The sequence below is a fragment of the Pseudomonas sp. SLFW genome, from assembly GCF_009905615.1.
Classification (GTDB): domain Bacteria; phylum Pseudomonadota; class Gammaproteobacteria; order Pseudomonadales; family Pseudomonadaceae; genus Aquipseudomonas; species Aquipseudomonas bambusae.
This window is the reverse complement of the sequence record NZ_JAAAKW010000005.1, coordinates 1-12,213: the sequence shown is the minus strand read 5'-3', so window position 1 is coordinate 12,213 and position 12,213 is coordinate 1. Positions and strand designations below refer to the sequence as shown.

Here is a 12,213-nt window from a genome sequence, read left to right as displayed (position 1 = left end):
GAACTGGGTGAGCGGGTTTCGGTCTGCTGTTCCTACCATGGGGACTTTCAGTAACCGCAACACGCTTCGAGAGGGAAACGTTATGAGTTCGACAAAAACCCTGTTCATCACCGGCGTCAGCACAGGTTTCGGCAAGGCACTGGCCGCTCAGGCATTGGCCGCGGGACACAAGGTCATCGGCACGCTGCGCAATCAGGACGCCATCGAAAGTTTCGAAGCTCAGGCCCCCGGCCGCGCCCACGGCGTGCTGCTGGACGTGACTGAATTCGCCGCCATCGACAGTGTGGTCAACGATGTCGACAAGGCCTTTGGCCCGGTGGACGTGCTGGTCAACAACGCAGGCTACGGCCACGAAGGGGTGTTCGAGGAGTCGACGCTGGACGAAATGCGTCATCAGTTCGACGTCAACGTGTTCGGCGCTGTGGCGATCACCAAAGCGTTCGTCCCGCTGTTCCGTCAGCGCCGCAGCGGGCACATCATCAACATCACGTCCATGGGCGGCTTCATCACCATGCCGGGTATCTCGTTCTACCACGGCAGCAAGTTCGCGCTGGAAGGCATTTCCGAAACGCTGGGCAAGGAATTGAAGCCGTTCAACGTGTTCGTGACGGCGGTCGCACCGGGCGGATTCCGCACCGACTGGGCCGGTCGCTCGATGCAGCGCTCGCCACGGCAGATCGCCGATTACGATGAGTCTTTCAACCCGATCCGCAAGGCCCGGGAAGAGCGCAGCGGCAAGCAACCGGGTGATCCGGTCAAGGCCGCGAACGCGATCCTGACGCTGATCGCCAGCGACGCACCGCCCGCGCATTTGTTGCTGGGCAGCGATGCGTTGAAACTGGTGCGGGACAAGCTGGCGCAACTGGAAGCCGAGATTGCCGCGTGGGAAGACGTGACGCGCTCGACGGATATTTGATGCGGTGAGCGTGGGGGCAGCCCGAACCTGTGGCTCTCCCCGATCCCTTGTAGGAGTGAGCTTGCTCGCGAAAGCGGTGGGGTTGTCCCTCCTGCGGCGACTGATACGACGCCTTCGCGAGCAAGCTCACTCCTACAGGGTTTCGCGTTTGCCCTGGGGCTAAACAGATTGCCGCTCCGGACGGCGCAGCACCGGGCAGCTCTCGCAGTACGCCAACCCACCGACGAGATATCGCACACAGCACACCCGCCGCTGGCGTTTCAATTCCGTTTGCCCTGCGACTTGCAAGTAACGAACCGGTTGATACAGCGGATTGCGTCGCCCATCGGGCAGGGTCTTGGCGTTGAGCAGGTCGTGCCCATGGCGTACGTCGGCGTGAGGCATTGCTCCCGCCAGCACCCCCACCACCCATTCAAAATAATTGCCCGCGTTGCTCCACAACACATGGGGGGACAGCCGTATGCGACTCGTCATGCCCTCGATGAAAGGGCGCAGGTGATGCTCGATCAGGTCGTCGAAACGCTGACATCCATCGACAGGCTCTGGTGACCACCGCTGGCCGGAATGGGGCAGCTTGAAGCCCAACGGCATGCCGTGACCGTCCAGCATCAGGTGCAGATCCTCGAAGCCCAGCGGCATACGATGCCCCAGAATCAGCGAAGCGGCCACCACCGGCGGGATCAGTTTGACGCAGTAATACTGGGTCCAGATCGACGCCAACCCACGTCGGTCGCTGTTGGGGTATTGCTCGCCGAAACGGGTCAGGGTGTCGTCGAATGCACCCGACGTGAAGAAGGTGCGCAGCGGCACGCTCGGGCGTGAATCATCGTCGAGCACGAGCACGTCGCGGTAGTGCGCGAAATCGGCAATGAACAACGGCGTCAGCGCAGGGATCACTGCACGAATCCCCGGGTCGACGCCGCTTTTTCCAGCCAGATGTTAATGAGGCTGACGCCGCGCCAACACCAGCAATCCCTGTTCCAGCGCCGGGAACAGGCTGTTGTTGAAGTTGTTCCAGCGCAGTTCGAGGATGGTGTCGTCTGGCGCAATCGGTGTGTCGAGGACGTCAAAAATCACCTCACCCGAATCGATGCCGTTGTCCACGTAATGGAACGAAGCGCCGGTCATGTCCACCACCGGGATGTCGACGGTTTCGCGGGTCTTCCAGTCGATGACTTTCTTGCCCTGCGCGCCGTACAGCGCGTCGAGGGTGGCGTAGGCGCCGCGACGTTCGTAGGGCGATTCCAGACGGGTAATGCCCGGATGGATGTTGACGATGCGCCGATGAAAATCCGCACCCGGCCGCACCAGTTCGTCGAGGATCACCAGCAGCCCGTCGAGGACCACGACTTCGGCTTGCAGGGCGTGCAAACGCTCCCCCAGGCGTCGCTCAAAATCCGATTTTCCCGCCGGACGTTCGCTGTCGCCCAACGGCAAGGCACGGTAGGTCGAGGGAACGTTTTCCAGCAAACCGTTGACCGGACGGCCCTGCACCTTGAGGTCCGCCGGATAGAACCAGTGCTCGCCCTGCCCCGGCCCAAAGCCGTAGTCCTTGATGTTCTCGCGGTCCCGCGCCGACTCGGGGTTGTCGTCGCAAATGATGCCTTCGAGCGAATAATGATCGCCCAGGGGCGTGTCGTTGAGCGCCTGCACCAGATACTCCAGCGGCGACTTCATGTAGCGTTGTTCGCCGTGGTAATCGACGTATTGACCGGCCTTGTCAGCCGCGCCATTGCGCAGCGACCAGACGTACACCAGTTTGGTTTTTTGCATGGATTTCGAACTCATGGGGTGTTGAGCAGCGCGTCGCCATTGACGCCTTCGGCCATTGCCACGACCACCTTGCGTTCACCGCTGAAGGGCTTGCGCGAGTGGGCGGTGAGCATGTTGTCGAGCATCAGCACGTCGCCGGTGTGCCAGGGAAAGACCACTTCGCACTCACCGAGCACGCCGCGAATTTCCGCCAGCGCGTCGTCTTCCAGCGGGCTGCCGTCGCCGTAATAGACGTTGCGCGGCAGGCCTTCCTCGCCGACGGTGTCCAGCAGGATTTCCTGCATTTCAGGGTCGAGGTTGGAGAGGTGGAACAGGTGCGCCTGGTTGAACCAGACCCAGTCCTTGGTGCGCGGGTGTTGGGCAACGCCCTGGACGCGTTGTCGGGTGCGCAGGTCGCCGTCCTCGTTCCAGTCGCACTGAATGCCGCGTCTGTGGCAGTAATCCTCGACCTCGCTGTGGCGCTCGGTGTTGAACACCTGTTGCCAAGTCAGGTCGAGGCCGTTGCCGTAGTTGCGCACGTACATCAGGCGTTTCTCTTCGAAGCGCTTGCGCAGGGCCGGATTGATCCGACGGAACACCTCGCGGCTGTCGGCAATTGGCGTCTCGCCTCCGCTGGCGGCGGCCTTCGCGCAGTAGAACCAGATGCGCATGGGCCACTCGTTGGTGTAAGCCTGTTCGTTGTGCAGCGGGATCGAGCGGTGCGCCGGGTATTCGGTGGAGGTGTAGACCCCCTTGCCGTCCACCTGACTGCGCGGGGTAGAACCGAACTCGTAATTGAGCAGCGGATGGCCGAACGCGGCGGCGAAACGCTGGAAGCCGTCGACGCCTTCACTGTTGAAGCCGCTGAACAGGATGGCGCCGTCGCGTTCGAGCAACCGGTCGACCACGCCGCGCAGGGATTCGAATTCGGCGGCCAGGGTCGCGCCGGTCTGGCCGGGGTAGACACGCAGCGGGAAGCCGGTTTCGACGTGGAGGGTATGTGGCGTGAGCATGCTCATGTTCATGGGCAAGACGCTCCAGGGCAGCAGTTCAAAAAGGGGATGAATCAGGCCATGGCCTTGCGCAGGCTCAGGGGCCGCATGTCGGTCCAGGTGGTTTCGATGTAGTTGAGGCAGGTCTGTTTGTCGCCTTCGACGCCGACGCTTTTCCAGCCTTCGGGGATGGCTTTGTAGTCGGGCCAGATGGAGTACTGTTCTTCGTGGTTGATGACCACGCGGAATTGGGTGTTTTCGCCGTCAAAGCTCATGGGGTTGCCTCTTCGTGATGAGTGGCCGCGTGTGATGCGGGCTTATCTAGAAGACGAATGAGGGGGGCGGATGATTAGTGTTTTTTCTTGAAGCGGATCAAAGGCGGTGCGTTGTTATGCATGTATATCCATTTGCGGTGGCGACACTGCTTCACCTTTCCGCCCCCCCGGCGGGTCACTTTCGAAAAGCCGGAGTGCCGGCCCAGACGAAAGTAACCAAAGCGCTCAGGCTCCTGGTTTGGCTTCGACTTCGTCGAAGTTCCCTCACTCCGGCGATGCTCCGTGGGCCCGCGCCGAACGGACATCCATGTCCTTGCGGCGCTCTCGCGGCATCCATGCCGCTCGACCCACTCCGCATCGCCTGCGTTCGGCCTGCACCCAAGTCGCGATCTGTGGTGTCTGGTCTATCGCGTTTGAAGATCAAAAGCATTCTGCTGGAGCTAACGCTCCTCGCGGTGTAATGACCTGCGCAAAGCTTCAATCCGTGCACGGGTCTCAACTGTGGGAGCGAATTCATTCGCGAAGGGGCCGGTCCAGCTCATACACTTCTATCGCCAGAACCATTCTTCGCGAATGAATTCGCTCCCACAGGGGATGGGGGGATGACGAACATTGCATGACCGACCTCAAGCAGCGAAGAGCGTTAGCTCCAGCCAGCTGCTCTTGATCTTCATGCGCGAAAGTCCAGACACCACAAATCGCGACTTGGGCGCAGGCCGAACGCAGGCGGTGCGGAGTGGGTCGAGCGGCATGGATGCCGCGAGAGCCGCGCTGGGCCATGGATGGCCCTTCGCGGCGGGCCCACGGAGCGTCGCCGGAGTGAGGGAACCCGAGGAACGAGGGCCAAGCCAGGAGCAGGCACTTTTGGTTACTTTTGGTGCTTTTTCAAAAGTGACCCGCCGGGGGGGGGGCGGAAAGGTGAAGGTGGGCCGCCACCAAAATTGGATGTGGACTAATAACGAAGCGCCACAAAAAACAAAAAAGGGCAGTCACGTCACCCGTGCCTGCCCTTCTCTTCAACCCCTGCCCTTACCAGCGGAACGCCACCGTACCCAACACGGTGCGCTCTTCGCCCCAATAGCAACGACCGGCGTTGTTGCAGCCGCTGACATACTCCTTGTCAAACAGGTTCTTCGCGTTCACATCCACCGACCAGTGCTTGTCGATGTCATACCCGACCAACGCATCCACCAGCGTCACATCGCCCGTCTTCAACTTGCCGTACAACGTCGGCGCGGTGTACGCGAAGGTGTTGTCGAAATACCGCACACCACCGCCCACACGGAAGCCGCTCAGCGGACCGTCGAGGAAACGATAGGTCGCCCAGCCTGACGCCTGGTTACGCGGAATGCCGGTCAACTGGTGATCCTCGAACAACGACCCCGGCGCATCCTTGGTCACCCGTGCATCGGTGTAGGTGTACGACGCCGTCAGGCTCAGGTTCTGGGTGATGTCGCTGTTGGCTTCCAGTTCGATGCCCTTGGACTTGCTCTCGCCCACCTGCTGGCTGAAACCGTTGGACCCGGCCACGACGTCATCGGTTTTGGTGAGTTCGAACACCGCTGCGCTGAACGTAGTGTTCCAGCCTTTCGGCTCGATTTTCAAACCGGCTTCGTACTGATGGCTGAGGATCGGGTGCAGCAAATCACCATTCGGCTGCGACGACTGCTGCACCGGAGTGAAGGCCGTCGAATAGCTGACGTACGGCGAGATGCCGTTTTCGAACTGGTACATCAGGCCGGTCTGCCAGCTGAAACGGTGATCCCAGCCGTCCAGATCCGCCACGCCGCTGGTGGTACCGGCGCGGTTGCGGTATTTGCTGTTCACGAAGTCCTGGCGACCGCCGAGCAGGAAGATCCAGTTGTCGTACTTGCTCTGCAACTGGCTGTACAAACCGTACATCTGCTGGTCGAGTTGCGAGTTCTGGATCGTCGCGAGCATCCGTGGATTGCCCGCCGGGAACACCGGGTTGAAGGCGTTGAACGTACCACCGTTGCCCGCCGCCCAATCCTGGTTGAACGAGGTCCGGTCGTAGCTCGCGCCCAGCAGCACGGTGTTGTCCAGCGCGCCGGAGGTGAAGTGGCCTTCGAACTGGTTGTCGACCGAGTAGGCGATGGATTTGTTGTCGCGGTCGTACGCGGTGCTGGTCAACGTGCTGCCGAAGCCGCCGTTGTTCAGGTTGTTCGGCCAGGTCTCGTGGCGGTCGATGCGCGATTCCATGTAGCGCGAGTTCTGGCGGAACTGCCAGTTCTCGTTCAACTGGTGGCTGAACTCGTAGCCCAGGGTCCAGCTTTCACGCTCGAAATCGTCCCAGTTGGGGTTGCCGTTGAATTGGCTCTTGCCGATCTTGCCGTTGGGGTTGTTCAGCAGCGTGCCCGCCGCCGGGTAGCCCAGTTCCAGTTTGGTGCGGTCGCGCTGGTAGGAAGACAGCAGGGTCAGCGCGGTGTCTTCGTCGAAGTTGAAGGTCATCGACGGCGCGATGTAAATGCGGTCGTCCGGCACGGAATCGACCTGGGTGTCGGCGTTGCGGCCGAGCATGACCACACGGCCCAGAATGCGGTTGTCGTCGGTCAGCGGGCCGGAGACGTCCAGGCTGAGTTGACGACGGTTGTTGCTGCCGTAGGTGAACTTGGCTTCGCCTTGCGCGACTTCGGTCGGGCGCTTGCTGACCAGGTTGACCAGACCGCCCGGCGCGTTTTCGCCGTAGAGGATCGAGCTCGGGCCCCGGAACACTTCGGTGCGCTCCAGACCATACGGCTCGGTGGTGGTGTCGTAGCGGTTGCCTTGCAGACGCAGGCCGTCCTTGAGCAGACCGTAGCCGTAGTCGGTGGCGTTGTAGCCGCGAATCGAGAACAGGTCACCGGCCAGGCCGTCGCCGACCGCGAACGGTGGGGCGAAAATGCCCGGCACGTAGCCGAGGATGTCGGTCAGGGTTTGGGACGCCTGATCCTGCATGCGCTGACGTGTCACGACCGATACAGAACGCGGCGTTTCCGATAATGGCGTGCTGGTCTTCGTGCCCGCCGTGCTGTTTTTCGCCTGATAGCCTACGTCCGTTTCAGCCACCGGGGCTTCACCTGACACCACCGAATTCTGCAATTGAATGGTGGAGCCTTTCGCCGATTTCGCAGGGGCATCGTCGGCCCATGCCAGACCGTGGCACGCGACTGTTGCAACCAGCGCTGCCAGGGCTTTCACCTTGAATTGATTTTTGTTGTTGCTGACCATCCGAACTCCCCCTCCCTTGAAGAAACACGGGGCCTCAAGCCCCAAAATTTTGACTGCATATGTCAAAAAAGCGTGAAAATGTAACAGAGAAACGTTCTCATTACTATTGGTATTCAATACAAACAACGAAGTGCATTCCCTTGTCACTTCGCGGATACACGGACGGGCTTAACGGGTGTGGATGGCAGCCGAAACAGCGGCACTGAAGATGTCGGCGATCTGATCGATCTGCGTCGCCGTGACGATCAACGGCGGCAGGAAACGGATGACGCTGGAGTGACGGCCACCCACCTCGATGATCAGCCCGCGTTGCAAGCAGTGGCGCTGAATCTTCGACGCCAGCTCACCGCTGTGGGGGAACCGCCCGAGCAGGTCCGGACGCCCTGCGGGATCGACCATTTCCACGCCGAGCATCAGGCCCATGCCACGCACGTCGCCCATCTGCGGGTAGTCTTTTTGCAGGGCACGCAGATGGCCGGTCAAGCGTTCGCCCATGGCCGCCGCGTGCTGGTCCAGTTGCTGTTCGCGCACGATGCGCAGGGTGGTGGAACCGGCGACCATGGCCAACTGGTTGCCACGGAACGTCCCAGCGTGAGAACCCGGTTTCCAGACGTCCAGCGCCTTGTTGTAGACCACCACCGCCATCGGTTGACTGCCGCCAATGGCCTTGGACAGCACCAACACGTCCGGGACGATGCCGGCGTGCTGGAAGGCAAACGGCTTGCCGGTCCGCGCCACGCCGCACTGGATTTCGTCGAGGATCAGCGGCACCCCGGCGTCGTGGGTGATGCGGCGAATCTCGCGCAACCAGTGGGCAGACGTCGGCACCACACCGCCCTCTCCTTGCAGGGTTTCGAGGATCATCCCGGCCGGTGGCAGCACACCGCTTTCCGGGTCGGTCAGTTGGTTCTCGATGTAATGCAGGCCGATGCGTTCCCCCGCTTCACCGCCCACGCCGAACGGGCAGCGGTAGTCGTAGGGGAACGGCAGGAATTGCGCGTTCGAGGCCATGCCGTCCAGATACGCCTTCGGCCCCAGGTTGCCCATCAGCCCCAGCGCGCCCTGGGTCATGCCGTGGTAGGCGCCGTGAAAAGCCATCAGGTTGCTGCGCCCGGTGGCGGTGCGCACCAGTTTCAGCGCCGCCTCGACCGCGTCGGTGCCTGCCGGGCCGCAGAATTGAATGCGCGCGTCCTTGGCGAATTCAGGCGGGAGCAAGGCGTACAGCTCGCGGATGAATTCGTCCTTGGCCTCGGTCATCAAGTCGAGGGTGTGCAGCGGGCGCTGGCCGTCGAGCAAGTCGCGCATCGACTGCACCACCTCGGGGTGGTTGTGCCCCAGCGCGAGGGTGCCCGCACCGGCGAGGCAATCGATGAACCAGCGCCCTTCGCTGTCTTGCACGTGAATCCCCTGGGCGCGCTTGAGTTCCAGCGGAATGCGGCGTGGGTAGCTGCGGGCGTTGGATTCCACGGCCGCCTGCCGCTCCAGTCGCGGCGTGGGCGCGAAGCGGTAGTCGGCGTTGATCAGTGCGGCCTCGGGGCTCAGCTCGCCAATGGACGTCACGTTGTGTGGGCTATGCATATTCCTGCTCCTGGAAATCGTGGGACTGAGGGCGCTCGTTGACCTGCGCGAGGGACTCGGCCAATTGGGTAATGAACGACTGATCACGGACGATCGAGAGGTGGTCGGCATCGATCCAGGCTGAAACCTGCATGCGCCCACCCATGCCCTGCTCCAGAAGAGCCGGTGCGTTTTCGTTGTTTTCCGGAGACCGCTCGGCCCACCACGCGTACACCGGCACGCGGAGGGCGGGGATGTCCCGGCATTGGTTGGCCAACTGGCGCATGTGCCGCTCGACGCCGAGCAACTGCTGCCAGTGTTCGTCGCCTTCGGTCTCGCCGTCAGTCAGGGACTGCGGCGCCGTTTCAGGGACCGGTGGACGCGGCTGCCCGGCGCCCGGCACGTAGCCGTCGATCAGGCCGACGAATTCCACGCGCTTGCCCAGCCGGGTCAGCAGACGGGCCATTTCCAGCACCATCGTGCCGCCCATGGACCAGCCGATCAGGCGATACGTCCCGGAGGGCTGCTGCTCCAGCAACGCCTTGACGTAGTCGCGGGCCATTTGTTCGATGGACGTGTCGCGCCACTGGCCGTCCAGCACCTGACGGTTCTGAATCCCCCACACGTCCCACTGCGCCGAAAGACGCCGCGCCAGCGCGTAATAACCCACCACCGTGCCGCTGACCGGGTGCACGCAGAACACGGCGGGCTTGTCGCTGGCGCCGCTGCTCAGGCGGATCAGCGGGTTCGGCGTGCCAGGGTTGCTCGCCGCCTGGGCCTGAGCGACTGGCGAGGCCTCTTTGATCGGCAGGCCCTCCAGCAACGCCACCAGCGCGGCGCGATAGGCCGCTTGCAGCCGCTCGATGGTCTGACGCTCGTAACGCCGCCCGCTGAAACGGAAGGTCAGCCCCAACTGCCCGGCGAAGACCTGACCGTTGATTTCCAGTTCGCGATTGAGGGGCGTGGCCGGGTCGATCAGGTCACCGGCAGGCACCTCCGACGGCGCGAAACGGCCATCCCCCAGGTCCTGATCGAACTGGCCGAGGTAGTTGAACACCACCTTCGGCTCCGGCAACGCGGCCAGTCGTTGACGCACGGGCTCGCTGCCCAGATAACGCAGCAGACCGAAACCGACGCCTTTGTCCGGCAGGCCCCGTACGACGGCGCGCACCTGGTCGACGGTCTGCCGAATGTCATTCGCGGCCTCGACCCGCACCGGGAACAGGCTGGTGAACCAACCCACGGTGCGGCCAACGTCCAGGCCCTCGCTGAGCGCTTCACGGCCATGGCCTTCCAGCGCAACGAGGTTGGCACGTTGACCGGTCCAGCCGCCAAGGGCCTGAGCCAATGCGGCCAGCAGGATTTCATCCACCCGCGCCTCCAGCGCCGCCGGGGCCTCGCGCAGCAGGCGACGGGTCAGTTCGGCGTCCAATAGCAGTTCAGTCTGTTCAAGGTCTTGCTGGGTGGCGCGACCTTCAGCATGGTCCACCGGCCAGACGTCCTCGCCCTGCCCGATCCGCTCGACCCACGACGCGGCTTCGGCCTGGCGTTCAGGGGCCTGCGCCGCCTGCACCAGATGCTGCGCCCAGCGCTGATAGCTGCTGGATTTCGGACCGAGATTGACGACAGTGTCCGACGCCAGCTGCGCGTAGGCCCGGGACAGGTCTTCCAGCAGCACCCGCCAGGACACGCCATCGACCACCAGGTGATGGGCCACCAGCAACAGGCGTTGTCGTTGAGCCGTCTGCGCCAGTACCAGCCGCAACAGCGGTCCGTTTTCCAGATCGAGGCTGCGTTGCGCCTCCTGACACAGCGCGGTCAACCCGGCGTCATCGGCCACGTCGCGCACCCACACGCTGTTGCTGGCCGGGGTCTGGCGATACGCCTGTTGCCAGGTGCCGTCATCACGCCGCGTGAAGCGCAGGTTCAGCCCATCGTGATGGTGCAGCACGGCGTCCAGCGCACGATCCAGCACCGACGCCTCCACCGGACGCTGAACCTCCAGCAGCAGCGCCTGATTGAAGTGCCCCCGATTGATCATCGGCTGTTCGAAGAAATGCGCCTGAATCGGCGTCAGCGGCAGTTCGCCGGTGGGTGTTTCTTCGATGATCACTTCCGCGCTGGCTTCAACCGCTGTCAGGCGCAGGGCCAGGTCTTTCAACCGGGGATGGCTGAACACGTCCTTGGGCACCAGTTTCAAACCGACCTGACGCAAGCGGGTGATCACTGCCAGCGACTGAATCGAATCGCCGCCCAGCTCGAAAAAGCTGTCCTGGCGGCTGACGGAGTCGATGCGCAGCAGCTGCTGCCAGACCTGCGCCAATTGCGTTTCGCGCTCGCCTTGAGGCGCTTCGAAGGCGTGGCTGCTGATCTGCGGGTTCGGCAGCGCGTTGCGGTCGAGCTTGCCGTTGGGGAGCTGCGGCAGACGTTCCATGATCACGATGTGCGCGGGCACCATGTATTCCGGCAGCGTGCGGCCCAGTTGCTGCTTGAGGCTGTCTTCGCTGAGGACGTTGCCACCGTCATCGCCGCCCACATAGCCCAGCAGCTGTTTGCCGCTTGCCCCTTCGCGGACGATGACCAACGCCTCCCGCACGCCCTCGCAACCCTTCAGCGCCGCCTCGATTTCCCCGGCCTCGATGCGGAATCCGCGAATCTTGATCTGGTGATCGATGCGGCCCAAGTACTCCAGCAGGCCTTCGCTGTTCAGGCGCACGCGGTCGCCACTGCGATAGATACGCTCGCCCGACCGGAACGGGTGCGGCAGGAAGCGCTCGGCGGTGGCGCCCGGACGGTCCAGATAGCCCCGTGCGACAGCGCCGCCGAGATACAGCTCACCAGCGATGCCTTGGGGCAGCGGGTTCAAATCCGCGTCCATCACGTAGCCTTGACGGTCCCCCACCAGATCACCAATCGGCGCGTAGGCCGTGGTGAAATCCGCCGTTTCAGAGGACGCCAGCCACAGGGTCGGCGTGACCACGGTTTCGGTTGGGCCGTAGCCGTTGATGATCCACAGCGGCTGGAGGTTACGAATCACGTCGTGCAGCATCTCGCGGCTAAAAGCTTCACCGGCGAAGCAGTAGGTTTTCACGCCCGGCCCCTTGCCTTGCAAACCAGCCCAATCCGACAGCTGACGCAAATAACTCGGCGGGAAAGACGCGACCGTGATGCCTTCGCGAATCAGCGTGTCGTAGGTCTGCTCGACGCTCCACAGTTCCTGATCGCGCAACACGACCCGAGCCCCGTAACACATCGGCATCATCCAGCCTTCGTGGGCGCCGTCAAAGCTGATCGACAGGAAGTGGAATTTCCGGTCCTCGGCGGTGAAGCGGTAGCGCTCGCCGATGGTCTGGATGTGCATCGAAATGTCGGCGTGGGCGATGGCCGCGCCTTTGGGTTTGCCGGTCGAGCCCGATGTGTAGATCAGGTACGCCAGCTGTTGCGGATGAATCGTGACGTTTGGCGCCGTTTCTGGCTCAGCCGAAACATCGAG

The 12,213-nt window shown here is 62.7% G+C and carries 8 protein-coding genes; 1 reads left to right on the top strand and 7 read right to left on the bottom strand.

The annotated features are described in order from the left end of the window. The first annotated feature begins 82 nt into the window (after positions 1 to 82). Entirely contained in the window at positions 83 to 916 is an 834-nt protein-coding gene (locus tag GVN17_RS10475) for an oxidoreductase (RefSeq protein WP_166595195.1), read from the top strand. Between the two features lie 159 nt (positions 917 to 1,075). On the opposite strand, the gene fhuF is transcribed toward GVN17_RS10475, so the two are convergent. The 7 genes from fhuF to GVN17_RS10440 all read right to left on the bottom strand — a co-directional run. Continuing rightward, entirely contained in the window at positions 1,076 to 1,813 is a 738-nt protein-coding gene (fhuF, locus tag GVN17_RS10470) for a siderophore-iron reductase FhuF (protein ID WP_166595194.1), read from the bottom strand. 42 nt (positions 1,814 to 1,855) lie between these two features. Then, positions 1,856 to 2,689, bottom strand: a complete 834-nt coding sequence (locus GVN17_RS10465) for a formyltransferase family protein (protein ID WP_166595193.1) — start codon at positions 2,687 to 2,689, stop codon at positions 1,856 to 1,858. A gap of 11 nt (positions 2,690 to 2,700) precedes the next feature. Then, positions 2,701 to 3,687 (bottom strand): TauD/TfdA family dioxygenase, encoded by a 987-nt coding sequence (locus tag GVN17_RS10460; protein ID WP_371928537.1) that lies wholly within the window; start codon positions 3,685 to 3,687, stop codon positions 2,701 to 2,703. 47 nt (positions 3,688 to 3,734) lie between these two features. After that, on the bottom strand, positions 3,735 to 3,935 hold the full coding sequence (locus tag GVN17_RS10455) for an MbtH family NRPS accessory protein (RefSeq protein WP_081569556.1): 201 nt from the start codon (positions 3,933 to 3,935) through the stop codon (positions 3,735 to 3,737). A 1,029-nt stretch (positions 3,936 to 4,964) separates the two neighbouring features. Next, positions 4,965 to 7,163: a TonB-dependent siderophore receptor gene (locus tag GVN17_RS10450; protein ID WP_166595191.1), complete on the bottom strand. Its 2,199-nt coding sequence runs from the start codon at positions 7,161 to 7,163 to the stop codon at positions 4,965 to 4,967. Positions 7,164 to 7,331: 168 nt separating this feature from the next. Further along, complete coding sequence (locus GVN17_RS10445; protein WP_166595190.1) at positions 7,332 to 8,741, bottom strand: aspartate aminotransferase family protein; 1,410 nt, start codon at positions 8,739 to 8,741, stop codon at positions 7,332 to 7,334. Further along, a partial coding sequence (locus tag GVN17_RS10440; RefSeq protein ID WP_166595189.1) for a condensation domain-containing protein occupies positions 8,734 to 12,213 on the bottom strand: 3,480 nt, incomplete at its 5' end. The genes GVN17_RS10445 and GVN17_RS10440, both read right to left, overlap by 8 nt.